At 72.3% G+C, this 26531-nt stretch carries 25 protein-coding genes and 1 pseudogene; 12 read left to right on the forward strand and 14 right to left on the reverse strand.

Annotated features, from left to right (window positions below):
- A pseudogene (locus tag ABZZ38_RS21825) lies at positions 1-84 on the forward strand (LysR family transcriptional regulator); the annotation flags it as partial.
- A 191-nt stretch (positions 85-275) separates the two neighbouring features.
- On the opposite strand, the gene ABZZ38_RS21830 reads toward ABZZ38_RS21825, so the two are convergent.
- Positions 276-950, reverse strand: coding sequence for a response regulator transcription factor (locus tag ABZZ38_RS21830; RefSeq protein ID WP_356742430.1), 675 nt, complete (start codon positions 948-950; stop codon positions 276-278).
- A gap of 18 nt (positions 951-968) precedes the next feature.
- A complete protein-coding gene (locus ABZZ38_RS21835; RefSeq protein ID WP_356742432.1) occupies positions 969-2171 on the reverse strand; it encodes a sensor histidine kinase in 1203 nt (400 codons plus the stop codon).
- A gap of 164 nt (positions 2172-2335) precedes the next feature.
- Here ABZZ38_RS21835 and ABZZ38_RS21840 point away from each other — a divergent pair, with 164 nt between their 5' ends.
- On the forward strand, positions 2336-3466 hold the full coding sequence (locus tag ABZZ38_RS21840) for an SAM-dependent methyltransferase (RefSeq protein WP_356742434.1): 1131 nt from the start codon (positions 2336-2338) through the stop codon (positions 3464-3466).
- A complete protein-coding gene (locus ABZZ38_RS21845) occupies positions 3463-4623 on the forward strand; it encodes an NADH-quinone oxidoreductase subunit D (RefSeq protein ID WP_356742436.1) in 1161 nt (386 codons plus the stop codon). The genes ABZZ38_RS21840 and ABZZ38_RS21845 overlap by 4 nt, the downstream gene beginning before the upstream one ends.
- Positions 4624-4630: 7 nt before the next feature.
- On the opposite strand, the gene ABZZ38_RS21850 is transcribed toward ABZZ38_RS21845, so the two are convergent.
- From ABZZ38_RS21850 to ABZZ38_RS21865, 4 genes are all read right to left on the reverse strand, one after another.
- Entirely contained in the window at positions 4631-5611 is a 981-nt protein-coding gene (locus ABZZ38_RS21850; RefSeq protein ID WP_356742438.1) for a hypothetical protein, read from the reverse strand.
- 216 nt (positions 5612-5827) lie between these two features.
- Positions 5828-6805, reverse strand: coding sequence for an ABC transporter substrate-binding protein (locus ABZZ38_RS21855; RefSeq protein ID WP_356742440.1), 978 nt, complete (start codon positions 6803-6805; stop codon positions 5828-5830).
- Positions 6805-7497, reverse strand: coding sequence for an ABC transporter permease (locus ABZZ38_RS21860; protein WP_356742442.1), 693 nt, complete (start codon positions 7495-7497; stop codon positions 6805-6807). The genes ABZZ38_RS21855 and ABZZ38_RS21860 overlap by 1 nt, the downstream gene beginning before the upstream one ends.
- A 3-nt stretch (positions 7498-7500) precedes the next feature.
- A complete protein-coding gene (locus ABZZ38_RS21865; protein WP_356742444.1) occupies positions 7501-8193 on the reverse strand; it encodes an ABC transporter permease in 693 nt (230 codons plus the stop codon).
- A 140-nt stretch (positions 8194-8333) separates the two neighbouring features.
- On the opposite strand from ABZZ38_RS21865, the gene ABZZ38_RS21870 reads away from it, so the two are divergent.
- Positions 8334-9476 (forward strand): betaine/proline/choline family ABC transporter ATP-binding protein, encoded by a 1143-nt coding sequence (locus ABZZ38_RS21870; RefSeq protein WP_356742446.1) that lies wholly within the window; start codon positions 8334-8336, stop codon positions 9474-9476.
- Between the two features lie 41 nt (positions 9477-9517).
- Here ABZZ38_RS21870 and ABZZ38_RS21875 read toward each other — a convergent pair whose 3' ends face one another.
- Positions 9518-10633 (reverse strand): alpha/beta hydrolase-fold protein, encoded by a 1116-nt coding sequence (locus tag ABZZ38_RS21875; RefSeq protein WP_356742449.1) that lies wholly within the window; start codon positions 10631-10633, stop codon positions 9518-9520.
- Between the two features lie 147 nt (positions 10634-10780).
- Between ABZZ38_RS21875 and ABZZ38_RS21880 the strand changes: the two genes are divergently transcribed.
- From ABZZ38_RS21880 to ABZZ38_RS21905, 6 genes are all read left to right on the forward strand, one after another.
- Positions 10781-12622, forward strand: a complete 1842-nt coding sequence (locus ABZZ38_RS21880) for a phosphatidylglycerol lysyltransferase domain-containing protein (RefSeq protein WP_356742453.1) — start codon at positions 10781-10783, stop codon at positions 12620-12622.
- 52 nt (positions 12623-12674) lie between these two features.
- The gene (gene folP, locus ABZZ38_RS21885) at positions 12675-13535 is read left to right on the forward strand and encodes a dihydropteroate synthase (RefSeq protein ID WP_356742455.1); all 861 of its coding nucleotides are present in this window, start codon (positions 12675-12677) and stop codon (positions 13533-13535) included.
- Complete coding sequence (locus ABZZ38_RS21890) at positions 13532-13996, forward strand: nuclear transport factor 2 family protein (protein ID WP_356742457.1); 465 nt, start codon at positions 13532-13534, stop codon at positions 13994-13996. Before folP ends, ABZZ38_RS21890 begins: the two co-directional genes overlap by 4 nt.
- Before the next feature lie 145 nt (positions 13997-14141).
- On the forward strand, positions 14142-14501 hold the full coding sequence (folB, locus tag ABZZ38_RS21895) for a dihydroneopterin aldolase (RefSeq protein ID WP_355363069.1): 360 nt from the start codon (positions 14142-14144) through the stop codon (positions 14499-14501).
- Entirely contained in the window at positions 14498-15097 is a 600-nt protein-coding gene (gene folK / locus ABZZ38_RS21900) for a 2-amino-4-hydroxy-6-hydroxymethyldihydropteridine diphosphokinase (RefSeq protein WP_356742459.1), read from the forward strand. The genes folB and folK overlap by 4 nt, the downstream gene beginning before the upstream one ends.
- 49 nt (positions 15098-15146) lie before the next feature.
- Positions 15147-15623: a DUF3180 domain-containing protein gene (locus ABZZ38_RS21905; protein ID WP_356742461.1), complete on the forward strand. Its 477-nt coding sequence runs from the start codon at positions 15147-15149 to the stop codon at positions 15621-15623.
- Positions 15624-15742: 119 nt separating this feature from the next.
- Here the strand turns inward: ABZZ38_RS21905 and folE are convergent, their stop codons facing one another.
- From folE to dacB, 6 genes are all read right to left on the reverse strand, one after another.
- Positions 15743-16348, reverse strand: a complete 606-nt coding sequence (gene folE / locus ABZZ38_RS21910; RefSeq protein WP_356742463.1) for a GTP cyclohydrolase I FolE — start codon at positions 16346-16348, stop codon at positions 15743-15745.
- A 149-nt stretch (positions 16349-16497) separates the two neighbouring features.
- On the reverse strand, positions 16498-18528 hold the full coding sequence (gene ftsH, locus ABZZ38_RS21915; RefSeq protein ID WP_356742465.1) for an ATP-dependent zinc metalloprotease FtsH: 2031 nt from the start codon (positions 18526-18528) through the stop codon (positions 16498-16500).
- Between the two features lie 168 nt (positions 18529-18696).
- Complete coding sequence (gene hpt, locus ABZZ38_RS21920) at positions 18697-19236, reverse strand: hypoxanthine phosphoribosyltransferase (RefSeq protein ID WP_031077393.1); 540 nt, start codon at positions 19234-19236, stop codon at positions 18697-18699.
- Positions 19237-19277: 41 nt separating this feature from the next.
- Positions 19278-20393, reverse strand: coding sequence for a tRNA lysidine(34) synthetase TilS (tilS, locus tag ABZZ38_RS21925; RefSeq protein WP_356742467.1), 1116 nt, complete (start codon positions 20391-20393; stop codon positions 19278-19280).
- A gap of 216 nt (positions 20394-20609) precedes the next feature.
- Positions 20610-21734 carry a zinc-dependent metalloprotease gene (locus ABZZ38_RS21930; protein WP_356742469.1) on the reverse strand — a complete coding sequence of 375 codons (1125 nt, stop codon included), beginning with the start codon at positions 21732-21734 and terminating at the stop codon, positions 20610-20612.
- An 86-nt stretch (positions 21735-21820) separates the two neighbouring features.
- On the reverse strand, positions 21821-23239 hold the full coding sequence (gene dacB, locus ABZZ38_RS21935) for a D-alanyl-D-alanine carboxypeptidase/D-alanyl-D-alanine-endopeptidase (RefSeq protein ID WP_356742472.1): 1419 nt from the start codon (positions 23237-23239) through the stop codon (positions 21821-21823).
- A 110-nt stretch (positions 23240-23349) separates the two neighbouring features.
- Here dacB and ABZZ38_RS21940 point away from each other — a divergent pair, with 110 nt between their 5' ends.
- Together ABZZ38_RS21940 and ABZZ38_RS21945 are read left to right on the forward strand one after the other, a co-directional pair.
- The gene (locus ABZZ38_RS21940; protein ID WP_017949744.1) at positions 23350-23844 is read left to right on the forward strand and encodes an inorganic diphosphatase; all 495 of its coding nucleotides are present in this window, start codon (positions 23350-23352) and stop codon (positions 23842-23844) included.
- Positions 23845-23968: 124 nt separating this feature from the next.
- Complete coding sequence (locus ABZZ38_RS21945) at positions 23969-25618, forward strand: threonine/serine exporter family protein (protein WP_356742476.1); 1650 nt, start codon at positions 23969-23971, stop codon at positions 25616-25618.
- A gap of 442 nt (positions 25619-26060) precedes the next feature.
- On the opposite strand, the gene ABZZ38_RS21950 is transcribed toward ABZZ38_RS21945, so the two are convergent.
- Positions 26061-26462 carry a hypothetical protein gene (locus ABZZ38_RS21950; RefSeq protein ID WP_356742480.1) on the reverse strand — a complete coding sequence of 134 codons (402 nt, stop codon included), beginning with the start codon at positions 26460-26462 and terminating at the stop codon, positions 26061-26063.
- Between the last annotated feature and the right edge of the window lie 69 nt (positions 26463-26531).

Raw genomic sequence — 26531 nt, forward strand, 5'->3', positions numbered from 1 at the left:
CGGGACGCGGAGGGCGACGAGTCGCTGCCGCTCGTCCTGGACGGTGAGGCGGATGTGGCGCTGGCCGTGGAGTACCGGGGCGCAAGGCGGAGAAAGGAGGCACCGCGGTGGGCCCACCTCCCGTGCCCGAAGGGCTACGGGGGACATCGGCGACTGACGACAACGCGGCTGGGGGTACCCCCAGGCGCGTTGCTCTGGGGAGTGCGCGCCGGGCGCCCGGCAGGCAGACGGGACTGTGAAGACACGACCTGGGGACCCCGGTTCCGGCCGATCGCTCAGCCCGAGGCGCCCCCGGCCCGTACCAGGCCCGTCTCGTAGGCCAGTACCACCACCTGCACGCGGTCGCGCAGGGCCAGCTTCGTCAGAATGCGGCCGACGTGGGTCTTGACGGTGGCCTCGGACAGCACCAGCCGGGTCGCGATCTCGCCGTTCGACAGGCCCTGGGCGACGAGCATCAGCACCTCGCGTTCGCGCTCCGTCAGCTTCTCCAGGGCGGCGTTCCGCGGCTCGCCCCCGGTCGAGGGCAGCATCGGGGAGAAACGGTCGAGCAGCCGCCGCGTCGTCGACGGCGCGACGACCGCGTCACCGCTGTGCACGGAGCGGATGGCGGCGAGCAGGTCGCCCGGCGGGACGTCCTTGAGCATGAAGCCGCTGGCGCCCGCCTTCAGCCCGGAGAAGGCGTACTCGTCCAGGTCGAAGGTGGTGAGGATGAGGACCCTGGGCGCGTCGGGCTCGGCGCAGATGCGGCGCGTCGCCTCCACACCGTCGAGCCGAGGCATGCGTACGTCCATCAGCACCACGTCCACGGCGGTGGACCGCAGGACCTCGATGGCCTCGGCCCCGTCGCCCGCTTCCGCGACGACCTCCATGTCCGGCTGGGCGGCGAGCACCATGCGGAAGCCGGTGCGCAGCAGCACCTGATCGTCGACGAGCATCACGCGGATCGGCATACAACGGTCCTTAAGGGGTCAGTGGGCGGGCTTGAGGGGGAGCAGGGCGCTGATCCGGAAACCGCCGCCGGGCCGCGGGCCGGCGTCCAGGGTGCCGCCGACCATACCGACCCGCTCGCGCATGCCGATCAGGCCGTGGCCACGGCCGTCGGCGCCCCCGTCCTCGTACAGCTCGTGCGAGGCGCCGCGGCCGTCGTCCTCGACCAGCAGGCCGAGGCCGTCGTCGAAGTACACCAGGCGCACGCTGGCCCCCACGTCCGGGCCGCCGTGCTTGCGGGTGTTGGTGAGCGCCTCCTGGACGATGCGGTACGCGGTCAGCTCGACGCCGCTGGGCAGCGGGCGCGGCGTGCCCTCGACGCGGAAGTCGACGGCCAGCCCGGCCGTGCGGACCTGCTCGACCAGGTCCTCGATCTGCCGGACGTCGGGCTGCGGGACGTAGTCCTCGGAGTCCTGCGGTTCCCCGGTGCGCAGGATGCCGAGCAGCCGGCGCATCTCGGCGAGGGCCTGGCGGCCGGTGGCCGAGATGGTCTCCAGGGCCTGCTTCGCCTGCTCGGGCGAGCTGTCGATGACGTAGGCGGCGCCGTCGGCCTGGACGACCATCACGGAGACGTTGTGGGCGACGACGTCGTGCAGCTCGCGGGCGATGCGGGCGCGCTCGGCGGCGACGGCGACCTTGGACTGGGCCTCGCGCTCCTTTTCGAGGCGGGTGGCGCGCTCCTCCAGCTGCGCGAAGTACGCGCGGCGGGTGCGCATGGAGTCGCCGAGCACCCAGGCGAGCACGAACGGCACGGTCATCACGACGGTGAAGAAGATCTTCCCGGGGATCGAGAGGTTCTCGACGGGCCAGCGCACCTGCGACAGCGGCGCCGCGCTCACGCCGCCGATCAGCGCGAGGCGGGACGCCCAGCGGGGCCCGTCGCCCTTGGCGGCGACCGTGTAGATGACGACGAGCATGGCGAAGTCGGCCGGGTTCGTCGCGATGTCCAGGGCGAGCTGGGCGGCGCCGAGCGCGGTGACGAGCAGCAGCGTCTTCTCGGGCGCGCGGCGGCGCAGCGCGACCGCGAGGCAGAGCAGGAGGACGATGCCGGCGGCCAGGAGGCGGGGCTCCGCGCCGACGGGGACCGTGGCCACCCACAGCAGGGAGAACCCGAGGAGCATCACAGCCCAGAAACTGTCGACGCCCGTGGGGTGTCTGCGGATGAAGTCATAGAGACGCTGCACGTAACCCAGCGTAGGGAAACGCGATAGGTGCAGGGGTCAACCGGAGGTCCCATCCACATGGCCGGGGTCTACTCCACAAGGTGGAGACTGGTGCCCGTGATGGATGAGAGGTGTCAACGGGCCTGTTGGCGGAGCCGGCGCCGGACCTGTCGGCGGAGCGTTCGATGAGCGGGCACGGGCGGGGCCGGCGCGGCTGGCGGGCGGCCACGGAGACCGCGCTGTACGGGCCCGACGGCTTCTACCTGCGGCCCGAGGGGCCCGCCGGGCACTTCCGCACCTCCGTGCACGCCTCGCCGCTCTTCGCCGCGGCGGTCGCCCGGTTGCTGGCCCGGGTCGCGGAGGAGTGCGCCGCGGGCGCGGCCGACGAGGCGCACGAGGTCGCGCTGGTGGACATGGGCGCGGGACGGGGCGAACTGGTGAGCGCGGTGCTCGCCGCGGCGCCGGCCGGTCTTCGCGTACGGGCGTACGCCGTCGAGCGCGCCGCCCGGCCGGCCGGGCTCGATCCGCGTATCGCGTGGGTCGCGGAGCCGCCGCGCGGGGTGCGGGGGCTGCTGTTCGCGAACGAGTGGCTCGACAACGTCCCGGTGGACGTGGCCCAGCTGGACGACGCGGGTACGGCCCGGTACGTGGAGGTGGCGCCGGACGGCACGGAGCGGCTGGGCGCGCCGGTGGCCGGTGCCGACGCGGAGTGGCTGGCCCGGTGGTGGCCGCTGCGGGAGCCGGGTGAGCGGGCCGAGATCGGCCGGCCGCGGGACGAGGCGTGGGCGGGGGCGGTGGGCACTCTGGCGGCGGGGCTGGCGGTCGCGGTGGACTACGCCCATGTCCGGGACGCCCGGCCGCCGTTCGGCACGCTGACGGGGTTCCGCGCCGGGCGCGAGGTCCCGCCGGTGCCGGACGGCACCTGTGACATCACGGCGCACGTGGCCATGGACGCCTGTGCCGCGGCGGGCGCTCCCCGTCCTGAGCCGCGGGGCCCCGGCCCGTACGGCACCGGGGCCGGGGCCGGAACCGAGGCCGACACCGACACCGGGACCGAGGCCGACACCGGCACCGGCACCGACACCGGCACCGGCACCGGCACCGGCACCGAGCTCGTGTCGCAGCGCGAGATGCTGGGGCGGCTCGGGCTCTCCGGTGCGCGACCGCCCCTCGCGCTCGCGTCGAGCGATCCCGCGGCGTACGTCCGGGCGCTCGCGACCGCCGGGCAGGCCGCCGAGCTCACCGCCCGCGGCGGTCTCGGGGACTTCACCTGGCTGCTCCAGCGGGTGCCCGGCGAGGGATACTGTCCGCCATGACGGACAGGACGCAGCCCATGGAGACCACCGTCGGCATCGGCGGTGCGGCCGAGAGCACCGACATGGTGCTGAACATCGGCCCCCAGCACCCCTCCACCCACGGCGTGCTGCGCCTGCGCCTCGTCCTCGACGGCGAGGTGATCCAGCACGCGGAGCCGGTCGTCGGCTACATGCACCGCGGCGCGGAGAAGCTGTTCGAGGCGCGCGACTACCGCCAGATCATCATGCTGGCCAACCGCCACGACTGGCTGTCGGCGTTCTCCAACGAGCTCGGTGTCGTCATGGCCGTCGAGCGGATGCTCGGCATGGAGGTCCCGGAGCGCGCCGTGTGGACGCGCACGCTGCTCGCCGAGCTGAACCGGGTGCTCAACCACCTCATGTTCCTCGGCTCGTACCCCCTCGAACTGGGTGGCATCACCCCCATCTTCCACGCGTTCCGGGAGCGGGAGGACCTCCAGCACGTCATGGAGGAGGTCTCGGGGGGCCGGATCCACTACATGTTCAACCGGGTCGGCGGTCTGAAGGAGGACCTGCCGGCCGGCTGGCTCGGCCGGGCCCGTGAGGCGGTGGCGGCGATCCGCTCCCGCATGGACGTGTACGACCGGCTGGTCCTCGGCAACGAGATCTTCCGGGGCCGTACCCGCGGCGTCGGCGTCATGTCGCCGGAGGTCGTGCACGCGTACGGGGTCAGCGGCCCGCTCGCCCGCGCCTCCGGTGTCGACTTCGACCTGCGCCGCGACGAGCCGTACCTGGCGTACGGCGAACTCCAGGACACCCTGAAGGTCGTCACCCGCACCGAGGGCGACTGCCTGGCGCGCTTCGAGTGCCTGCTGGAGCAGACCCACAACGCCCTCGACCTCGCCGACGCCTGTCTCGACCGGATCGCCGACCTGCCGCCCGGGCCGATCAACCAGCGGCTCCCGAAGGTCCTGAAGGCGCCCGAGGGCCACACGTACGCCTGGACCGAGAACCCGCTCGGCGTCAACGGCTACTACCTGGTCTCCAAGGGCGAGAAGACCCCGTACCGCCTCAAGCTGCGCTCGGCGTCCTACAACAACATCCAGGCGCTGACCGAGCTGCTGCCCGGCACGCTGGTCGCGGACATGGTGGCGATCCTGGGGTCGTTCTTCTTCGTCGTCGGCGACATCGACAAGTAGCGGGAACTCAGCCGACGGCGCCGCGCCGCAGCCGCACCACGTCCAGCTGCTCGGTCTCGTCGTGCGCGGTCAGGTCGATGACCTTGCCGACCGCGCGGTCCTCCCGGCGGCGCACGGTGGCGAGGGCCTCCTCGCCCACGACGTCCGCCAGGTCCTCGTGCTGCACGGCCTCCACGGCGGCCTTCTGCGTGCCGAAGAAGTCGAACCCGCCCTGGAGGCGCGGTGCGGGGCGGCGCTGCGCCGCGTACGGCACGACCGCGGCAGCCGCCGGGACCGGACGCATCGGGGGGACGGCGGACGACGGGCGGACCTGCGACCGCTCCCCGGCGGCCGCCGCGTGCTTCCCCTGCGGCTCCTCCGCCTCCCCGGCCAGCTCGGCCGGGTCGCGGCGGCGCGCCTCCTCGGTGGTGCGCTTCGCCTCCCGCACGGCGGCGTTGCGCGTGAGGTCCTCCAGGGCCTTGGCGGCCATGAGGTACGCGGCCGGGGTCGGCGTGGAGCCGGCGGCGGGCAGTCCCCTGGCGGCGGCCGGGGCGGCGGCCTCGATCGCGAGCCGCCGGCGGCCTTCCAGGGCGCTGGCCCGCTCGGTCTCGGCGGTGGCGTACCGCCGCAACAGCTCGGCGTGCTCGTTGCGCAGCCCGGCGAGTTCGACGCGCTTGGCCCGCAGCTTCGCCTCCAGCTTGGCGCGCAGCTCGCGGGACTCCTCGAGGTCCGTCTCCAGCTCGGCTATCCGCTCCTCGGTGCGCCACTGGTCGCCCGCGCGGGCCCGGGTGAGCTCGGCGACCCGGCGGCCCGCGGCACGGTCCCAACTGCGCATGAGTACGGAACCGGTGACGGCCGCCGCGGCGGCCGCGGCGACCAGCAGGCGCAGGGGCAGGGGGTCCGCGAGGAGCCAGGCGCCTCCGGCACAGAGAACCGACGCTCCGGCGACCGCCGAAGGCGGCAGCAGCCTGTGCAGGGGTGGGGAATGGCGGTGGCGTCCACGTGGCATGGCCTGAAATTTACCGTGCGTAGGTGTCGTTTGGGGATCGGCCCGGCAATGTTTTGCCAGTGATCGACTTCCTGATCGACTTCCCGATCGACTTCCGGGTCCGGCGGCCTTCCGGCCGGGGATCCGGCGCGTGCCGACTTCCCTCTCCGGTGCCCTTCCGCCGCCCTTCCCGTCCCTATCCCTTACCGAGTTCCCTCCGCCGATTCCCTCTCCCGGTCAGTTCTTGATCAGGCCCTTGTCCGCCAGGTAAGCCCTCGCCGCGTCCGCGGGCTTTGCCCGCTCGGCGTCCACCTTCCTGTTCAACCCGACCAGATCCTCAGTGGTGAGAGCCTTGGTGATCTTGGCGAGCGCCGCCGCTATCTCCGCCGAGCCGGCGTCCTTCGCATTGACGACCGGCAGCACATTGTCGGCGTTCTGGAGCTTCTTGTCGTCCTTCAGCAGCACCAGCCCGAAGGCGTCCAGGGTCGCGTCGGTCGTCGTGGTGAGGACCAGCTGGTCGATGCCGTCCTTCACGGCCTGCTTGGCCTGCGGCGTACCGACGCCCTTGGGGTCGATGCCCGCCACATCGATCCCGTACGTCTTCTTCAGGCCCGGCGCGCAGAACGGCCGTATCTCGCACTCGTCGCCCGCCGCGATCTTCACCCGGAGCTTCGACGCGCCGAGGTCGGAAAGCGTCGTGAGCTTGTTCTTCTCCGCGAATTCCCTGGTGACGGCGAAGGCGTTCTGATCGACCGCGCCGCCCGCCGGGAGGACCTTCAGCCCGCGCGGCGCCGCCAGCTTCTCCAACGCCGCGACGGTGGCGGTGACATCGCTGGAGGCGACCGGCTTCTCCTCCGCCGCCTTCGGGCCGTTCACCTTGGCGTTGAGGAATTCCGCAAGCGTAGCCGCGTATTCCGGTACGACGTCGATGTCGCCCTTCTCCAGGGCGGGTTCGTACAGTTCCCGGTTCTCCACGGTCTTGATCGACGTGGTGTACCCGGCGTCTTTCAGCACCTGTGCGTACAGCTCCGCCAGCACATTGGCCTCGGTGAAACCGGCCGAGCCGATGACGAGCGCGCCCTTGCCGCCCCCGCCCGCCGACGCGGTGTCCGCGCCGCCCTTCTTCTCCAGGCTTTCGCCACCGCACGCGGCGAGCCCACCGGTCAGTGCCACCACGGCCAGTACCGCACCCGCCCTGCGCGAGGTCCTGCTCATCACGTTCTCCGTCCGGATGTGGATAGGTCAGTGCGCCGCGCCGGGTCGAAGGCCCGCCCGGCGAGCGCCATCAGGCCCTCGACCGCCAGGGCCAGCCCCCCGACGATCAGCGCCCCCGCGACCACCTGCGCGGTGTCGTACGTGTTGAAACCCGCGGTGATGATCCGGCCGAGCCCGCCCTGGCCCGCCATCGCGGCGAGCGTCGCGGTGGCGATCACCTGGACGGTCGCCGACCGCAGACCGGTCATCACCATCGGGTAGGCCAACGGCAGTTCGACCCTGCGGAAGACCTGCCAGCCCGACATCCCCATGCCGCGCGCCGCCTCGACCACGGCCCGGTCGACCTCGCGCATCCCGATGTACGCGTTGGTCAGCAGCGGCGGCACCGCGAACAGCACCAGCGCCACGATCACCGGCAGGTCGCCGTGGCGCCCCAGCGGGGTGAGCGTCAGCAGCACGAGCACCGCCAGCGTCGGCACCGCGCGCCCCACGTTGGAGATGTTGACGGCGAGCGTCCCGCCCTTGCCGATGTGGCCCAGCCGGAGCGCCAGGGGCAGCGCGATCAGACATGAGATCAGCAGGCACACCCCGCTGAACCAGAGGTGCTCACCGAGCCGGTGCCACACCCCGCTCTCCCCCTGCCAGTTGGCCCCGGTCGTCAGCCAGGTCCAGGAGTCCGCCACCGCACCCATCGATCAGCCCGCCCCACCCGTACGCGACCGGACGCGGGTCCACGGGGTCAGCACCCGCTGGAGCCCGAGCAGCAGCAGGTCGGCCGCCACCGCCAGCAGTACGCACAGCACCGACGCCGTGAGCACCTGCGCCTTGAAGAAGCTCTTCAGCCCGCTCGTGATCAGCGTGCCGAGACCGCCGTAGTCCACCAGCGCGCCGACCGTCGTCAGGGCGACCGTCGACACCGTCGCCATCCGCACGCCCGCCATCACGGCCGGCAGCGCGAGCGGCAGCTCGACCTCCCACAGCAGCCGGCCCCGCCCGTACCCCATGCCGCGTGCCGCCTCCCGCGCCTCCCGCGGCACCGCCGCGAGCCCGGCCAGGATGTTCCGTACGAGAATGGTCAGCGAGTACAGCACGAGGCCCGTCACCACCAGGGCCGCGGAGAGCCCGAAGAGGGGCAGCAGCAGCGAGAACATCGCGAGCGACGGGATCGTGTAGAGCACGGTCGTCAGCCCCAGCACCGGCCCGGCGAACCGCGGCCGGGCGCGCACCAGCAGCGCCAGCGGAAAGGCCACGGCCAACCCGATCAGTACCGACACGGCCGTGATCCAGACATGCTGGACGGTCGCGTCCGCCAGCTCCTGGGCGCGGGAGCGGACGTACTCCCCGCAGATCCAGTCGTTGGCCGCCAGACAGTTCGGCGCCGCGCTCACGCACTCCACCCCCGCTCCCGTGCTCGGTCGTCCCCGTGTTCGACCCGCTGACGACCCTATCCCCCACCACTGACAATCGCCGGGACCCGCCACAGCACGGCAACATGGCCTTCACACCGCACCCGCCACAATGGGGAACCATGATCCGATTCGAGCACGTCACGAAGCGGTACCCGGACGGCACCACCGCCGTCGACGACCTGTCGTTCGAGGTGGCCGAGGGGGAACTCGTCACGCTCGTCGGACCGTCCGGCTGCGGCAAGACGACCACGATGAAGATGGTCAACCGGCTCATCGAGCCGACCGAGGGCCGGATATTCGTCGACGGTCACGACATCTCCGCCACCGACCCCGTCAAGCTCCGCCGGCGGATCGGCTACGTCATCCAGCAGGTCGGGCTCTTCCCGCACAAGACCGTGCTGGAGAACACCGCGACCGTCCCCCACCTCCTCGGCGTCAAGCGTTCCACGGCCCACGCCCGCGCCGCCGAACTGCTCGACCTCGTCGGGCTCGACCCGTCGCTCTACGGCGACCGCTACCCCGAGCAGCTCTCCGGCGGCCAGCGCCAGCGCGTCGGCGTCGCCCGCGCCCTGGCCGCCGACCCACCCGTGCTGCTGATGGACGAGCCGTTCGGCGCGGTCGACCCCGTCGTACGCGAGCGTCTGCAGGACGAGTTCCTCAAGCTCCAGTCCCAGGTGCGCAAGACGGTCCTGTTCGTGACCCACGACATCGAGGAGGCGGTCCGGCTCGGGGACCGTATCGCCGTCTACGGGCAGGGCAGGATCGAGCAGTTCGACGCGCCGGCCACCGTGCTGGGGGCGCCCGCCACCCCGTACGTCGCCGACTTCGTCGGCGCGGACCGCGGCCTCAAGCGCCTCTCCGTGACGCCGATCGAGCCGGGCGACCTCGAACAGCCGCCGGTCGTCCACCTCGACGACCCGCTCCCCCGCGAACTGGACTCGCGCTGGGCGGTCGTGCTGGACCGCGACGACAATCTGCACGGCTGGATCTCCGACGAACAGGCCGCGCGGAGCAACGGGCTCGTACGCGAACACGCCCGCCGCATGGAGGCCTGGCTGCCCGTCGGCGCCTCCCTCAAGCAGGCGTTCGCCACCATGCTCCAGCACGACGCGGGCTGGATCGCGGTCGTCGACCGCTCCGAGAAGGGCCGCTTCCTCGGCGTTCTCACCCCCGCCCGGCTGCACGAGGCGCTGCGCCGCTCCACCGCGGCGGACGCCCGGGACGTGCCCCGGACCGATGTCCACGTGGAGACGGTCGGCTGAGACGCGCGGGCGACGCGCGGGCGACGCGCGCGGGCGCGGCGTTATGCGGCGCTCAGCCGGCCGCTCAGCCAGACCAGGGCGGCCGGGATCTCCCGGTTCCAGGTGGTGAAGTTGTGCCCGCCGCTGTCGAGGGTGATCGACGACACGCGCGCGGGCGCCTTCACCTTCCTGACGAAATCGAGCGTGCCCTTGAGGTTCCCCTCGCCCTGCCGGGAGGTGGTCACCAGGAAGGACGTCCGGCCCCGGGGCAGGTGGTCCAGGCTCCACAGCAGGTCGGCACGGCTGCGCAGGCGCCGGTCGCCGTGGAAGAGGTCGCCGGTCGTGACGTCCTCGGCGGCCTTGTAGTAGGCGGAGAGGCCGGCGCCCGCCGCGTAACGGTCCGGGTGGTGCATCGCGATCTTCAGTGCGCAGTAGCCGCCGGTCGAGTTGCCGATGATGCCCCAGTCGCGGGGCCGCGTGCCCACCCGGTACGTCCCGGCCACCGCCTTGGGCAGGTCCTCGGCGAAGAACGTCTCCGTCTGCGGCCCGCCGGGGATGTCGACGCACTCGGTGTCCCGGGGCGGCGCCACGGTCGGCCGCAGCATCACCAGGATCATCGGCCGCATCTTCCCCTTCCTCACCTGCTCATGGGCGGTGCGCGGGTACTTCAGCCCCTTGAGCAGGTTCTCGGCGGTGCCCGGGTAGCCGGTCAGCACGACCGAGGCCGGGAAGGTCTTCCGCGCGTACCGCGGCTGGAAGTACTCCGGGGGCAGATAGACGTACGCCGGGCTGTTGATCTTCGACTTCCCGCCGGCGATGACGACCTTCTGGACCTGACCGGCAACCGCCGGCCGCCCGCCGCCCGGCACGCCCTCCGGCTTGCGCTCACCGACGACCGTGAGGTGCTTCCCGCCCGCCGAGTGGTCGACGACCACGCCCGGCTGCTGCTCCCGGCCGAAGAGGTCCGCCCAGGAGCCGTAGAAGAGGAAGTAGTTGTTGGCGGCCAGGCCGACCGCAGCGAACAGCGCCACCTGGGTCGCCAGGAGCAGGCCCACCCTTCCCAGCACCGGGCGCACGCCCCGGCGCGACAGCCGCGGCCACAGCCACACCGTGGCGGCGAACAGCGCCACGGCCAGTACGGCGGCCAGCGCAAGGACTTTGCTGCTGGTGAGACCCATGAGTCGTTCCAGTCCTCTTCATCGAGAATTTCCGGGGGCGAATGAACCCGCCTCCCGTGGACGCCGTCCTAGAGAGCGCACGTTGTCCGAGCCGAACATTCTCCGGCCCTCTGGACACAGGAATCTCTCGCGGAGCCACGGGAAGCGATGTCTGTCACGCAAGATGGGGACAAGTCGGGATCGGTTCCGTCTCGGGTGCGCCGTGCCCTGCGCGGGCCACGCCCCGAGAAGGTCCCCTCCCTGGTCGGCACGGCCTGCACGGTCATCGGCCTGATCGACATCGCCGCCGGGGTCTTCCCCCGCTTCCGGGCCAGCCGGATGCACGCCATCGCCGAGGTGCTGCCCGGCACGCTGGGCCCGCTCTCGGCGGCCCTCTCCCTCAGCGTCGGCGTGCTGCTCCTGCTGCTCGCGCACGGTCTCAAGCGGCACAAGCGCCGCGCCTGGCGCGCCGCCGTGATCCTGCTGCCGGTGGGCGCGGTCGCCCAGTTCGTCTACCGCCACTCCGTCATCGGCGTCCTGTTCTCGCTGCTGCTGCTCGCCCTGCTCCTGCGCCACCGCGGCGAGTTCGCGGCCCTGCCCGATCCGCGCAGCCGCTGGAAGGCGCTCGCCAACTTCGTCCTCATGGGCGCCGGTTCCCTCGCTCTGGGTCTGGTCATCGTCAGCGCCCACCCCGGGAGGGTCATCGGCAGCCCGAGCCTCAGCGACCGCCTGGAGCACGTGCTGTACGGCCTGTTCGGCGTGGAGGGGCCCGTCGGCTACCGCGGCGGCGTCGACTGGACCGTCGGCTACTCCCTCGGCGCGCTCGGCCTGCTGACCGCCATCACCACCATCTACCTGGCCTTCCGCCCCGAACACCCCGTCGCCCGGCTCACCGAGGACGACGAGACCCGGCTGCGCGCCCTGCTCGCCAAGCACGGCGGGCGCGACTCCCTCGGGCACTTCGCGCTCCGCCGCGACAAGGGCGTCGTCTTCTCCCCCAGCGGCAAGGCCGCCGTCTGCTACCGCGTCGTCTCCGGCGTGATGCTCGCCAGCGGTGACCCGATCGGTGACGTCGAGGCCTGGCCCGGCGCCATCGAACGCTTCATGGACGAGGCCAAGGCCCACTCCTGGACCCCCGCCGTGATGGGCTGCTCCGAGACCGGTGGCGAGGTGTGGACCCGGGAGACCGGTCTCGACGCGCTGGAGCTCGGCGACGAGGCGGTGGTGGACGTCGCGGATTTCTCCCTCACCGGGCGCGCGATGCGCAATGTGCGCCAGATGGTCAAGCGCATCGAGCGCAACGGCTACACCACCCGGGTACGCCGCGCCCGTGACCTGCCAGAGGACGAGCTGGAGGCGATACGGCGCGCCGCGGCCGACTGGCGCGGCACCGACACCGAGCGCGGCTTCTCCATGGCCCTGGGGCGGATCGGCGACGCGGCGGACGGCGACGCGGTGATCGCCACCGCCCACAAGGCGGACGCCGAATCCGGCGCGTCCCCGTACGGCGACCTGAAGGCGATCATCCACTTCGTGCCGTGGGGCATGGACGGCATGTCGCTGGAGCTGATGCGCCGCGACCGCTCCGCCGACCCGGGCATGAACGAACTGCTCATCGTGGCCGCCCTGCAGGCCGCTCCCCGGCTGGGCATCACGCGGGTGTCGCTGAACTTCGCGATGTTCCGCTCGGCCCTGGCGCGCGGTGAGAAGCTCGGCGCGGGCCCGGTGCTGCGCGTCTGGCGCGGCCTGCTGGTCTTCCTCTCCCGCTGGTTCCAGATCGAGTCGCTGTACAAGTTCAACGCGAAGTTCCAGCCCCACTGGGAGCCCCGCTTCGTCGTCTACCGCAGCACCCGTGACCTGCCGCGCATCGGCTTCGCCGCCATGCAGGCGGAGGGCTTCGTCACCTTGGCGCCGCCCCGCCCCTTCCGCCGCCGGAGCGCCGGGCGCACGGCCCGCCCGTGCGCGCACATCACGCCGCCGGCCGGGGAGCGCGAGGTCCGCGCGGCCTGAGCCGGACCCCGTGGGGCCCGCCCCCCGGGGGCGGACCCCCTAGGCTGGACGCATGAGTACGTTGCGCGCACGTGGCACGGCCCGGGGCCTGCCGGAGTGGGACCGCTGTGCGGTCATGGGGGTCGTCAATGTGACACCCGACTCCTTCTCCGACGGTGGCCGCTGGTTCGACACCACGGCCGCCGTCAAGCACGGCCTGGACCTGGTCGCCCAGGGCGCCGACCTGGTCGACGTGGGTGGCGAGTCGACCCGTCCGGGCGCCACGCGCGTCGACGAGGACGAGGAGCTGCGGCGGGTCGTTCCCGTCGTACGCGGCCTGGCGGCCGAAGGGGTCACCGTCTCGGTCGACACCATGCGCGCCTCCGTCGCCCGCCGGGCCGTCGAGGCCGGCGCCGTACTGGTCAACGACGTGAGCGGCGGCCTCGCCGACCCCGAGATGGTGCCGTCCGTCGCCGCCGCGCAGGTGCCGTTCGTCGTCATGCACTGGCGCGGCTTCAGCGAGAACATGAACAGCCTGGCCGTGTACGACGACGTGGTCGCCGAGGTCGTCGCCGAGCTCCACGCGCGCGTGGATGCCGTCGTCGCCGGCGGCGTCGACCCGGAGCGGATCGTCCTCGACCCCGGTCTCGGCTTCGCCAAGCAGGCCCCGCACGACCTGGCCCTGGTGGCCCACCTGGCCGACCTGCGCGCTCTGGGCCGCCCCCTGCTGGTGGCCGCCTCGCGCAAGCGGTTTCTCGGCCACGTCCTGGCCCCGGAGGGCTCCTCCCCGCCGCCCGCGCGGGAGCGGGACGCGGCCACCGCCGCGGTCTCGGCGATCGCCGCGCACGAGGGCGCCTGGGCCGTACGCGTCCACGAGGTGCGCGCGACGGCGGACGCGGTCCGGGTGGCCCGTGCCGTCGAGGGCGCCTCGTGAGCGACGCGCGCACCCACGACACCGAAGCGGTCGAGCTGGCCAACACCGCCTTCTACGAGGCGATGGAGCGCGGTGACTTCGAGGAGGTCAGCGAGCTCTGGCTGGACGAGGCGTTCGGCGAGATCTCCTGCGTGCACCCGGGCTGGCCGGTGCTGACCGGGCGCGGCGAGGTGCTCCGCTCGTACGCGCTGATCATGGCGAACACCGAGTACATCCAGTTCTTCCTGACCGATGTGAAGGTGTCCGTGGCCGGTGACACCGCCCTGGTGACCTGCACCGAGAACATCCTCAGCGGCGGCCCCGCCGAGGACGGCGCGGAGCTCGGGCCGCTCGTCGGGCAGCTCGTCGTCGCGACGAACGTGTTCCGCCGTACACCCGACGGGTGGCGGGTCTGGTCGCACCACGGTTCACCCGTCCTGGCTGAATCCGGTGACGAAGAGGACGACGACAACCCGTCCTGAGTGGGTAGGCGAGCGGGTAGGCGAGTCCACGGGCGGGCGCTGTCAGTCGCTGTCAGTGCTCGCAGGTAGATTCGAGTGGTGGCAACGCGCGTCGACCGCACCCGGCCGCTTGCCCGCCCGACCAACGACAGCAGGAGTGATTCGCGTGGATCGTGTCGCGCTGCGCGGCCTCAAGGCCCGCGGGCACCATGGCGTCTTCCCCCGGGAGCGCGAGGAGGGCCAGACCTTCATCGTGGACCTGGTGCTCGGCCTCGACACCCGCCCCGCGGCGGCCGATGACGACCTGGCGAAGACCGTGCACTACGGGATCGTGGCGGAGGAGGTCGTGGACGTGGTGCAGGGCGAGCCGGTCGACCTGATCGAGACCCTCGCCGAGCGCATCGCCCAGCAGTGCCTCAAGCACGGGGGGGTCCAGGAGGTCGAGGTGACCGTGCACAAGCCGGACGCCCCGATCACCGTGCCCTTCGACGACGTCACCATCACCATCACGCGGAGGCGCGCATGAACAGCACGCAGAGCGACCCGACGGTACAGCCGGTGCCCGCCTCCGTCACGGAGCAGGTCGACGCGGCGGACATCACGCTCTCCAACCCCAAACGGGCCGTGATCTCCCTCGGCGCCAACCTCGGCAACCGCCTGGAGACCCTCCAGGGCGCCATCGACGCCCTGGAGGACACACCCGGCGTCCGGGTCAAGGCGGTCTCCCCCGTGTACGAGACGGAGCCCTGGGGGGTCGACCCCGGCTCCCAGCCGTCGTACTTCAACGCGGTCGTCGTCGTGAAGACCACGCTGCCCCCGGCGTCCCTGCTGGAGCGGGCGCACGCGGTCGAGGAGGCGTTCGCGCGCATCCGCGACGAGCGCTGGGGCCCGCGCACGCTCGACGTCGACATCGTGGCGTACGCGGACGTCGTCTCCGACGACCCCGTCCTGACCTTGCCGCACCCGCGCGCCCGCGAGCGCGCCTTCGTGCTGGCGCCGTGGCACGACGTCGACCCCGGGGCGCAGCTGCCCGGCTCCGGCGCGATCGCCGACCTGCTGACCGGCGTCGGCCGGGAGGGCGTCGTCGTCCGGCCCGACCTGGAACTGCGGCTGCCCGAGTAGCCGTTAACCTCGACGGGAAGCGTACGGCGACGAGCACGAAGGACACCCGGTGAAGCAACTGCGGCTCAAGGTACTGGCCGGACTCTTCGCCGTCGCCGGCATCCTCTCCTGGGGCGGCGCCCGGCTGTGGGAGTCCTTCGGCACCCTGCCGAGCGTGCCGCTCGCCGCGCCGATCGTGCTCGCGGCGATCGCCGCCGTCCTCGCGGCGACGGCCCTCTCGCTGCGCTCCCGCCTGCGCGCCCAGCGCGAGCGCCGCCCCGGCGCGAAGGGCGTCGAGCCCCTGATGGCCGCCCGCGCGGTCGTCTTCGGCCAGGCGAGCGCCCTGGTGGCGTCCCTGGTGAGCGGCGCCTACGGCGGCACCGGCGTCTTCCTGCTCGGCTCCCTCGACATCCCGGCCCGCCGGGACCAGGCGATCTACGCCGGCTTCTCGGTGGCGGCGGGCATCGCGGTGGTCGCGGCGGCGATCTTCCTGGAGCGGGTCTGCAGGCTCCCGGACGACGAGGACGAAACCCCGGCCCCCGCGTAACGCCGCCAGTCGGGGGGTGGGCCCCACAGCAGCGTGCCGCCCGCGACCCCGCCCGTGCGCACCGTACCCGTCGTCCCGGCGTGTTCCGGAACAGGAGACGGGCGGGGAAGGGGAGTCGGTCAGTTCGCCATGATGAGGCTCATCGCCTCCGCGCGCGTCGCCACGTCCCGCAGCTGCCCCCGCACCGCGGAGGTGATCGTCTTGGCGCCGGGCTTGCGGATGCCGCGCATCGACATGCACATGTGCTCGCACTCGATGACCACGATCACGCCCCTGGGCTCCAGGATCTTCATCAGGGAGTCGGCGACCTGGGTGGTCATGCGCTCCTGCACCTGCGGCCGGCGGGCGTAGACGTCGACGAGCCGGGCCAGCTTCGACAGGCCGGTGATCTTGCCGGTGGTGGACGGGATGTACCCGACGTGGGCCACGCCCCGGAAGGGGACCAGGTGGTGCTCGCAGCAGGACGTGACCTCGATGTCCTTCACCAGGACCATCTCGTCGTGTCCGAGGTCGAACGTCGTCGTCAGGACGTCCTCGGGCTCCTGCCACAGGCCCGCGAATATCTCCCTGTACGCGCGTGCCACCCGGGCCGGCGTCTCGCGCAGGCCCTCGCGGTCCGGGTCCTCTCCGACCGCGATGAGAAGTTCGCGCACGGCGTTCTCGGCTCGCTTCTCATCGAAGGTGCCGATCGTGCCTTCGCCGTCCAGCGTCACCGGGTCGGTCATCTGTGCCTCGTTCCGTGTTGCGTGAGTCCGCGCGTACCTGTGTACGTGAAAAGCCGCGCCCCCACAGGCTAGAACCTGGGGGGCGCGGCATTCATTCCGGGGCCTTGGCGAGGGGTCCGGGCCCTGACCTGGGCCGGGACCGGGAACCCTTACGCCTCGGGGCGCTCCTCGGGGACGGGCTCGGCCGCCGGGGTGGCGTCCACGGGGCCGGAGCCGTTGGCGACGGCCGTGCCCGCCGCGCCGTTGGTCAGCGCCAGCTCCTTGGGGGAGAGCACCGGCGGCCGCGTCGACGGCGTACGCCGCGAGGAGCCGGTCCACGCCGGACGGGGCGGGCGCTTCACGATCGGGGCGAAGATCTCGGCGATCTCCTCCTTGCCGAGCGTCTCCTTCTCCAGCAGCCGGAGGACCAGGTTGTCGAGGACGTCACGGTTCTCGACGAGGATCTCCCAGGCCTCGTTGTGCGCGGTCTCGATGAGCTTCTTGACCTCTTCGTCGACGAGCGCGGCGACCTCTTCCGAGTAGTCGCGCTGGTGCGCCATCTCGCGGCCCAGGAAGGGCTCGCTGTTGTCGCCGCCGAACTTGATCGCTCCGAGCCGCTCGGTCATGCCGTACTGCGTGACCATGGCCCGCGCGGTCGCGGTCGCCTTCTCGATGTCGTTGGCCGCGCCGGTGGTCGGGTCGTGGAAGACCAGCTCCTCGGCCGCGCGCCCGCCCAGCATGTACGCCAACTGGTCGAGCATCTCGTTGCGCGTGGTCGAGTACTTGTCCTCGTCCGGCAGGACCATGGTGTAGCCCAGGGCACGGCCACGGGACAGGATCGTGATCTTGTGGACCGGGTCGGAGTTGGGCGAGGCCGCCGCTACCAGGGCGTGTCCGCCCTCGTGGTACGCGGTGATCTTCTTCTCCTTGTCCGACATGATCCGGGTCCGCTTCTGCGGGCCCGCGACCACCCGGTCGATCGCCTCGTCCAGCATGTGGTTGTCGATGAGCTTCTTGTTGCTGCGCGCGGTGAGCAGCGCGGCCTCGTTCAGCACGTTCGACAGGTCGGCGCCGGTGAAGCCCGGCGTACGACGCGCCACGGCGGACAGGTCGACGTCCGGGGCGACCGGCTTGCCCTTCTGGTGGACCTTGAGGATCTCCAGACGGCCCTGCATGTCCGGCCGGTCGACGGCGATCTGCCGGTCGAAACGGCCGGGGCGCAGCAGCGCCGGGTCGAGGATGTCCGGCCGGTTCGTGGCGGCGATCAGGATGACGCCGCCCTTCACGTCGAAGCCGTCCATCTCGACGAGCAGCTGGTTCAGGGTCTGCTCGCGCTCGTCGTGGCCACCGCCGAGACCCGCGCCGCGGTGCCGGCCGACGGCGTCGATCTCGTCGACGAAGACGATCGCCGGGGCGTTCGCCTTGGCCTGCTCGAAGAGGTCACGCACACGGGAGGCGCCGACACCGACGAACATCTCGACGAAGTCGGAGCCGGAGATCGAGTAGAACGGGACGCCCGCCTCGCCCGCGACGGCGCGCGCGAGCAGCGTCTTGCCCGTACCGGGCGGGCCGTACAGCAGCACACCCTTCGGGATCTTGGCGCCGACCGCCTGGAACTTCGCCGGTTCCTGGAGGAACTCCTTGATCTCGTGGAGTTCCTCGACGGCCTCGTCGGAGCCCGCCACGTCGGCGAAGGTGGTCTTGGGGGTGTCCTTGGTGATCAGCTTGGCCTTGGACTTCCCGAAGTTCATGACACGGGAGCCGCCGCCCTGCATCTGATTCATCAGGAACAGGAAGACCACGACGATCAGTACGAAGGGCAGCAGGGAGAGCAGCACCGAGACGAACGGGCTCTGCTTCGACGGCGAGACCGTGTAGCCCTTGTCGATGTCACCCGCTTCGTACTTCTGCTGCAGCGTGGCGGCGAGGTCGGAGCCCTGCGTGCCGATGTAGCTCGCCTGGATCTTGTCGCTGCCCTTGACCTTCTGGCCGTCCTTGAGGTCGACCTTGATCATCTGTTCGTCGCCGGTGGTCAGCTTGACCTGGTCGACCTGGTTCTTGTCGATCGCCTGGACGACCTCGCCGGTGTCCACCGTCTTGTAGCCACCGGACGAGCCGACGACCTGCATCAGCACGACCACGGCGAGGACGGCCAGCACGATCCACATGACCGGCCCACGGAAGTATCGCTTCACGTCCATCCATACGGAGCGATGACGCCCCGTCCCTCCTGCCCGTAGGTAAATGCTGCTATGAGAAAAGACTGTGCTTCGGACGGTACCCCAGCATTGTCACCCGCGACCGCCTTCCCATGCTCCAACGGCGGGAAGGAGGCCAGGGTTCCCGGGCCGCGCCAGGACATCAGCTGTTCAGCCGCCGTAGACGTGTGGGGCGAGCGTGCCGACGAAGGGCAGATTGCGGTACTTCTCCGCGTAATCCAGGCCATAGCCGACGACGAACTCGTTGGGGATGTCGAAGCCGATCCACTTGACGTCGATCGCGACCTTCGCCGCCTCCGGCTTGCGCAGAAGGGTGCAGACCTCCAGGGAGGCCGGCTCGCGCGAGCCGAGGTTCGACAGCAGCCAGGACAGGGTCAGGCCGGAGTCGATGATGTCCTCGACGATCAGGACGTGCTTGCCCTTGATGTCGGTGTCCAGGTCCTTGAGGATCCGGACCACGCCGGAGGACTGGGTGCCCGCTCCGTACGAGGAGACGGCCATCCAGTCCATCGTGACGGGGGTGGACAGCGCGCGGGCCAGGTCCGCCATCACCATCACCGCGCCCTTGAGGACGCCGACGATGAGCAGGTCCTTGCCCGCGTACTCAGCGTCGATCTTCGCGGCCAGCTCGGCCAGCTTCGCGTCGATCTCTTCCTTGGTGATGAGCACCGACTGGAGGTCGGCGCCCATGTCTTTCTCGTTCACCCGGGTCACTTTCGTTGCAGCCTGCGTCAGCCTTGCCGAATGACCAGTCTGCCACCCTGTCGGCGCGCCTCGACGCGGCCGGGCAGATTGATGGCCCCCTGACCCCGCCATCCGGTGATCAGCCGGTCGAGTTCCTCGATGTGGCGGGCGAAGAGGGAACCCGCCGGGGCGCCCTCGGCGATGGCCGCCCGGCGCAGCACACGGCGGCGGACGGCGGGCGGCAGCGCGTACAGCCGGGCGCACACCAGCAGGCCGGTCTCGTCGCGCACGGTCGCCTCGGCGTCGGCGGCCCAGGCGTCCAGGGCGTCGGCGTCGTCGCGGCACAGCCGGGCCGTACGGGCGAGCGCCTCGACGACGCCCTTGCCGAGCGACTTCTCCAGTGCGGGCAGACCCTCCTGGCGCAGCCGGGACCGGGTGTAGGCCGGGTCCGCGTTCATCGGGTCGTCCCAGACCGGCAGGGACTGGACCATGCAGGCCTTGCGGGCGGTCTGGCGGTCGAGCGTGAGGAACGGGCGGCGGTAGCGGCCGTCGGCGCCGGTGACGGCGGCCATGCCGGACAGCGAGCGGATGCCGGACCCGCGGGCGAGCCCGAGCAGAACGGTCTCGGCCTGGTCGTCGCGGGTGTGGCCGAGCAGCACGGCGGCGGCGCCCAGCCGCTCGGCGGCCTCGTCCAGTGCCGCGTACCGGGCGTCGCGGGCGGCGGCCTCGGGCCCGCCGTCCCGTCCGACGGTCACGGCGACGGCCTCCACCGGGTCGAGACCCATCGCGGTGAGGCGCGCGGCGACTTCGGCGGCGCGCAGGTCGGAGCCGGGCTGGAGGCCGTGGTCGACGGTGATGGCACCGGCCCGGACGGAGAGCTTGCGGGCCTCGAAGGCGAGGGCGGAGGCGAGCGCCATGGAGTCGGCGCCTCCGGAACAGGCCACCAGCACGAGCGGGGGCTGCGTCCGCTCGCCGGGAGCCGTGGGCGCGGCAGCCGCGTGCGGGGCGGTGCCGTGCTCGGGAGCGGTGGGGTGGATCGGGGGGTGCGCGGGGACGCTGTGCCGGAGGACGCTGTGCGCGGGGACGGCGTGCTGCGTGAGTACGTCGTGCAGGACGCGGCGGACCGCCAGGCGTATCGCCGCGACCGCAGGATGGGGACCCATGTCCGGTGCCCTTCGTGTGAGGTGGGAGGGGTGCCTCGGTCGGAGACTTAACGGTCGGAGACTTAACGGCCGGACCGAAGGATTCGGTCACTGAGAGTGCATCGATCGTGACAGAACTCGGCCGTTACCCGAGCATCGCACGCCCACCCATCTCCCACGGTCCCTCGGATGGGTGATTGGAGGGGCGTTCCTCTGCCGTCGGCCGGATCGGGCTCTCTACTCCGCTTTACGGTGCACCCGCGCGACCCAGTCCGCCGGTGCGGCGATCTCCGCCTTGGTGGGGAGGGTGTTCGGGGAGGTCCAGACGCGGTTGAAGCCGTCCATGCCGACCTCCTCGACCACCGCCCGGACGAACTTCTCGCCGTCCCGGTACTGGCGCAGCTTGGCGTCCAGACCGAGGAGCTTGCGCAGCGCGAGGTCCAGCCGGGACGCGCCGCGCGCCCTGCGCTGCTGGAATTTCTCGCGGATCTCCGCGACCGACGGCACGACCTGCGGGCCGACGCCGTCCATCACGTAGTCCGCGTGCCCTTCGAGCAGGGACATCACGGCGGTGATCCGGCCGAGGATCTCGCGCTGCTCGGGCGTCTGGACCAGCTCGACGAGCGAGCGGCCCTCGTCCTCCTCGCCCTCCGGGCGGGCCCCGGCGAGCGTCTGGGCGGCCTCACGCAGCCGCTCCAGGACCGTCATGGGGTCCACGTCCGTCGCGTGGAGGAATGACTGGATCTCGCCCTGCAGGTGGTCCCGCAGCCACGGCACGGCGGTGAACTGCGTGCGGTGCGTCTCCTCGTGCAGGCACACCCACAGGCGGAAGTCGTGCGGCGACACCTCCAGCTCGCGCTCGACGTGCACGATGTTCGGGGCGACGAGCAGCAGCCTGCCGCCGCCGTTCCCCCCGGCCGGGAGCTCCCTGGTGGCCGGCGCGAACGTCTCGTACTGCCCGAGGACCCGGGAGGCGAGGAACGACAGCAGCATGCCCAGCTCCACGCCGGTCACCTTGCCGCCGACCGCGCCCAGCACCGCGCCGCCCGGGCTGCCGGAGCGGCGCTCCTGCATCTTCTCCAGCAGGGGTTTGAGCAGCTCGCGGAAGCCGGCGACGTTGGCCCTGACCCAGCCCGGCCGGTCGACGACCAGGATCGGGGTGTCGTCGGGTTCGTGGCCCTCGGGGATCATCCGGGTGTACGCCCGAACGTGTTCCTCGGACGCCTTCGCGTGCCGCCGCAGCTCGGCGACGACCTCGCGGGCCTCCTCCCGGCTCACCTCCGGCCCGGGGCGTACCAGCCGGGTCGCCGTCGCGACCGCGAGGTTCCAGTCGACCATCTCCGCACCACCGATGCTCGTCATGCGTCAACCGTACGTGCTCGGCGCGCCGAGGGGTGAGGGATGCGACGGCACCCCTCACGGCACTTCACGGCGCTCCTGCGGTGACGTCAGCGCGCGAGCGCGGCGGCGAGGCGGTCCAGAGCGGGCTGCGCGGTGTACGGGGAAGGGGTCTCACCGGCGAGAAACGCGAACGCGAGGAGTCGTCCGTTCGCGGCCACGACCGTCCCGGCGAGGGCGTTCACGCCGGTCAGGGTGCCGGTCTTGGCGCGGATCAGTCCGGCGCCCGGGGAGCCGTCGCCGTACCGGTCCCTCAGGGTGCCGCTGAAGCCGCCGACCGGCAGGCCCGTGAGGACCGGGCGCAGTTCGGGGTGGTCCGGGTCGGCGGCGCGGGCGAGGAGTGCGGTGAGGAGCGCGGCGGAGAGCTTGTCGCGCCGGTCCAGGCCGCTGCCGTCGGCGAACCGCGCTCCGGCCAGGGGCAGGCGCAGCTTCGCGAGCTCGGCGCGGACGGCCTGGCCGGCGCCGTCGAAGTCGGCGGGCTTGCGGTGCGCGAGGGCCGTGCGGCGGGCGAGGGCCTCGGCGAGGTCGTTGTCGCTGTGGGTCAGGGTGCGCTCGACGAGGGCGGAGACCGGCTGTGACCAGGTGCGCGCGAGGAGGGCCGCCCTCTTGGGCGCCTTGGCGCGGGCGGGCGGGTCCGCGGTGGCGACGCCGTGGGAGGCGAGCAGTTCGGCGAAGGCGCGGGCGGCGTCACCGGCCGGGTCGGCGGAGCGCGGCGCGTCGCCGGTCGTGGAACCGTCCAACCGTCCCTCGTCGGTCATCAGGGCCGTTACCGGGGCGATGTTGTCGTTGACGCCGATGGAGTGGCGCTCGGGTCCGGAGTAGAGGGAGGTGTCGTAGGTGAGGCGGACGGTGGTGACGCCGCGGTCGCGCAGGGCGCGGGCGGTGTCCCGGGCCAGGGCGCGCAACCGCTTCGTATCGAGGGTGGGGTCGCCGCCGCCGACCAGCGTGACGCCCCGGAAGCCGGGCGCGGCGACGACGGTGGTGGGGATGCGGTGGTCGGGGCCGAGGGCGGACAGCGCGGCCAGCGCGGTGGCGAGCTTGATGGTGGAGGCGGGCGTCATCGGGGCCGCGGCGGCGTTCCCGTACAGCTGCTCGCCGGTCGCGACGTCGATGACCGCCGCCGTACGCAGCCGGCCGAGGTCCGGGGAGGCGAGCAGGGGCTCCAGGGTGGCCGCGAGGCCGCGGGGCCGCGGGGCGACGGCCTTGGTCCCGGCGCCGGTCGGGCTGAGGGCGGTGAGGACGCCGGGGGCGCTCGGGGCGGGCGCGGGTGCCTGCGGGCGGGCGGGCGCGGCGGCGCCGGGCACATCGTGATGTGCGCCACCTGTACGGGACAGGGCGACCGCCCGGGCGCGCTCGGCCGTACGCTGACCCGAGTCCCAGGGACCGGCCACGCTCGCCGCGCCGGCCGCCAGGACCAGGCCGAGCACGGCGGAGCCCGCGGCGAGCTGCGACACCTTCCGCTCCAGCACGGCTGACCAGCCCCTTTCGCGAGCACTCAGTTGCGTGAGGGACACTTAACCACTGAGCTGTGCCGTGAGCACGGCACCCCCGGTTTGTGTTGATCTTGGAGGAGCCACCCGTGGAGTTCGACGTCACCATCGAGATCCCGAAGGGGTCGCGGAACAAGTACGAGGTGGACCACGAGACCGGTCGTATCCGCCTGGACCGTCGCCTCTTCACCTCGACCAGCTACCCGGCCGACTACGGCTTCGTCGAGAACACCCTCGGCGAGGACGGCGACCCGCTGGACGCGCTGGTCATCCTGGACGAGCCCACCTTCCCGGGCTGTCTGATCAAGTGCCGCGCCATCGGCATGTTCCGCATGACCGACGAGGCGGGCGGCGACGACAAGCTGCTGTGCGTGCCGGCGTCCGACCCGCGCGTCGAGCACCTGCGCGACATCCACCACGTGTCGGAGTTCGACCGCCTGGAGATCCAGCACTTCTTCGAGGTCTACAAGGACCTGGAGCCCGGCAAGTCGGTCGAGGGCGCGAACTGGGTCGGCCGCGCCGAGGCCGAGGCCGAGATCGAGGCCTCGTTCAAGCGCCTGGAGGCGCAGGGCGGCGCTCACTGACCTCCCTTTCCACCGTGGCGACGGGCGGCGCACCTCACGGGTGCGCCGCCCGTCGTGCGTGGTTCCCCTTGCTCGTGTTCATACTGGGCAGACGGGTCGGATGGGAGTGAGGGACAGGGAAGTGGTGGCGCAGGAACCTGAGGTTCCGGAGGACCGGAAGCCTCAGTCGGACGAGGCACACAGCGCGTTCACGCCACCGCCGGGGGTGGAGCAGCCCGCCGGGCCCGAGGAGGACCAGCCGACGTCGGAGTTCGCCCTTCCGCAGGGGCTCGCCCCCGAGACCCCGGCCGAACCCGAGGGGTCGGCGTTCGCCCCGCCCTCCACGTACGCGGCGAGCCAGTCGCCGCCCGCGTTCACCCCCGCGCACGGTTTCCCCGCGGTGAAGCTGTCCAAGGACGCCCCCTGGCAGGACCGGATGCGCACCATGCTGCGGATGCCGGTGAGCGAGCGGCCCGTGCCCGAGCCGGTGCAGCGTCAGGACGAGGCGGGGCCCGCCGTGCCGCGCGTGCTCGACCTGACCCTCCGTATCGGGGAGCTGCTGCTCGCGGGCGGCGAGGGCGCGGAGGACGTCGAAGCGGCGATGTTCGCGATCTGCCGCTCGTACGGGCTCGACCGCTGCGAGCCGACGGTCACCTTCACGCTGCTGAGCGTCACCTACCAGCCGTCGCTGGTGGACGACCCGGTGACGGCGAGCCGGACCGTACGGCGGCGCGGCACCGACTACACCCGGCTGTCCGCCGTCTACGCGCTCGTCGCCGACATCAACTCCGAGGAGCACGACGTCTCCCTGGAGGAGGCGTACCGGCGCCTCGCGGAGATACGGCGCAACCGGCACCCGTACCCCGGCTGGGTCCTCACCGTGGCCGCCGGCCTGCTCGCCGGGGCGGCCTCCATGCTGCTCGGCGGTGACATGGCGGTGTTCGGCGTGGCGGCGGCCGGCGCGATGCTCGGTGACCGCCTCGCGTGGTTCTGCGCGGGCCGGGGGCTGCCGGAGTTCTACCAGTTCGCGGTGGCGGCGGTGCCGCCGGCCGCGCTGGGCGTCCTGGTCAGCCTGCTGCACGCCGGGCTCCATCCGAACGCCGTCATCACCGGTGGGCTGTTCGCGCTCATCCCCGGACGGGCGCTGGTGGCGGCCGTCCAGGACGGTCTGACCGGCTTCTACATCACCGCCTCCGCGCGGCTGCTGGAGGTGGCGTACTTCTTCGTCGCCATCGTGGTGGGCGTGCTGACGGTGCTGTACGTGGGCGTGCAGTTCTTCCAGGCGAAGCTCAACCCGGAGGGCGCGCTGCAGGCGGTCGAGCGGCCCGGGATCCAGATCCTGGCGGCGGTGCTGCTGTCGGTGACCTTCGGGGTCCTGCTCCAGCAGGAACGTTCCACGGTGCTGTTCGTGGCGCTCAACGGCGCGGTGGCGTGGGTGGTCTACGCGTCGATCGCGGTGACCGCGGACGGGCCGACGGTGCTGGCGACGGCGATCGCGGCGTGGCTGGTGGGGCTGTTCGGGCAGCTGATGGCCCGGTACGAGCACACGTCGTCGCTGCCGTACGTGACGGCCGCGATCGGGCCCCTGCTGCCCGGTAGCGCGACGTACCTGGGTGTCCTGAACATCGCCCAGAACAACCTGGACGCGGGCTTCGCGTCGCTGGCCCGGGCGGCGGCGCTGGCGCTGGCGATCGCGATCGGGGTGAACCTGGGGAGCGAGATGGCACGGCTGTTCATCCGCGCGCCGGGGTCGGCGGCGGGGCGCCGGGCGGCGAAGCGGACGAGGGGGTTCTAGGGCCCCCCGTCCCGCCCCTTCCCGAAACCGGGGGCGGCGCCCCCGGCCCCCCTGGCGGGGTGCCCCTCCAGTGCGGCCGGGAGCCCCTGGGGGCGGCGAGCCCGGCCCCTCCGGGCGGGGAGGCGCGCGGGGGGGCACCGGGGGCGACCGGGTGGGCGGCGGCTTCGCGCCGCCCGGACGCGGCACGGGCCCGCGCGGCGGCGCGGCGGGGCGACCGCTGTCGTACAGCCGCCCGAGCGGCCGAGGCGAGGAAGCCGGTGCCGTTGCGCGGCTTCAGGGCGCCAGGGCTGCACCGGCCGGTGGGGCGACCCCTGTCGTAAGGCCGCCCGAGCGGCCGAGGCGGGGAAGCCGGTGCCGTTGCGCGGCTTCAGGGCGCCAGGGCTGCACCGGCCGGTGGGGCGACCCCTGTCGCACAGCCGCCCGAGGCGGGGAGCCCGGGGCGTCAGGCGGAGGCCGGGCGGGACGGGGAGGGCTGGGGGAGGATGCCGGCGCGGCGCAGGAACGCGTAGCCGACGCCCAGGCCGATGGCGACCGGCCATTCGATGATGTCCGCCACGCCCAGGACTCCGAGGCCGAGGTAGACGGGGAGCCCGCCCTTGGTGGGGAGGACCTGGCGGGCGGCTGCCACCGGCAGCATCGCCGCGTTGGCCGCGCCGCCGGCGACGCGGTCGAAGGACGGCACGGTGAACGTCACCGTGCGGCCGCCCGCGTTCTTCTTCTCCGGCGCCGGGGCCCGGGTGGCTTCGGTGGCTTCGGCCGCGGCCGGCTTCTTCGCGGAGGACCGTTCCGCGGCGGGCTTGCTCTTGGTCGACGTGCGCTTACGAGGGGTTGGAGATGTGGCCACAGGTCTCACATCCGCGCATCGAGTATGGGCAGTTTGTCTATATTTCAGGGTATCCGTTGCCGGACGGTT

It is taken from the genome of Streptomyces sp. NPDC006368, from assembly GCF_040612535.1.
Lineage (GTDB): Bacteria > Actinomycetota > Actinomycetes > Streptomycetales > Streptomycetaceae > Streptomyces.

Excerpts from the sequence above, each read along its gene's own strand:
- hpt (WP_031077393.1), bottom strand. The coding sequence starts at position 19,236 with ATGGGCGCCGACCTCCAGTCGGTGCTCATCACCAAGGAAGAGATCGAC.
- folP (WP_356742455.1), top strand. The coding sequence starts at position 12,675 with ATGAGTACGTTGCGCGCACGTGGCACGGCCCGGGGCCTGCCGGAGTGG.
- ABZZ38_RS21830 (WP_356742430.1), bottom strand. The coding sequence starts at position 950 with ATGCCGATCCGCGTGATGCTCGTCGACGATCAGGTGCTGCTGCGCACC.
- ABZZ38_RS21930 (WP_356742469.1), bottom strand. The coding sequence starts at position 21,734 with ATGACGAGCATCGGTGGTGCGGAGATGGTCGACTGGAACCTCGCGGTC.
- ABZZ38_RS21880 (WP_356742453.1), top strand. The coding sequence starts at position 10,781 with ATGTCTGTCACGCAAGATGGGGACAAGTCGGGATCGGTTCCGTCTCGG.
- ABZZ38_RS21840 (WP_356742434.1), top strand. The coding sequence starts at position 2,336 with ATGAGCGGGCACGGGCGGGGCCGGCGCGGCTGGCGGGCGGCCACGGAG.
- ABZZ38_RS21850 (WP_356742438.1), bottom strand. The coding sequence starts at position 5,611 with ATGCCACGTGGACGCCACCGCCATTCCCCACCCCTGCACAGGCTGCTG.
- ABZZ38_RS21845 (WP_356742436.1), top strand. The coding sequence starts at position 3,463 with ATGACGGACAGGACGCAGCCCATGGAGACCACCGTCGGCATCGGCGGT.
- ABZZ38_RS21860 (WP_356742442.1), bottom strand. The coding sequence starts at position 7,497 with ATGGGTGCGGTGGCGGACTCCTGGACCTGGCTGACGACCGGGGCCAAC.
- ftsH (WP_356742465.1), bottom strand. The coding sequence starts at position 18,528 with ATGGACGTGAAGCGATACTTCCGTGGGCCGGTCATGTGGATCGTGCTG.
- folE (WP_356742463.1), bottom strand. The coding sequence starts at position 16,348 with ATGACCGACCCGGTGACGCTGGACGGCGAAGGCACGATCGGCACCTTC.
- tilS (WP_356742467.1), bottom strand. The coding sequence starts at position 20,393 with ATGGGTCCCCATCCTGCGGTCGCGGCGATACGCCTGGCGGTCCGCCGC.
- ABZZ38_RS21855 (WP_356742440.1), bottom strand. The coding sequence starts at position 6,805 with ATGAGCAGGACCTCGCGCAGGGCGGGTGCGGTACTGGCCGTGGTGGCA.
- ABZZ38_RS21870 (WP_356742446.1), top strand. The coding sequence starts at position 8,334 with ATGATCCGATTCGAGCACGTCACGAAGCGGTACCCGGACGGCACCACC.
- ABZZ38_RS21875 (WP_356742449.1), bottom strand. The coding sequence starts at position 10,633 with ATGGGTCTCACCAGCAGCAAAGTCCTTGCGCTGGCCGCCGTACTGGCC.
- folK (WP_356742459.1), top strand. The coding sequence starts at position 14,498 with ATGAACAGCACGCAGAGCGACCCGACGGTACAGCCGGTGCCCGCCTCC.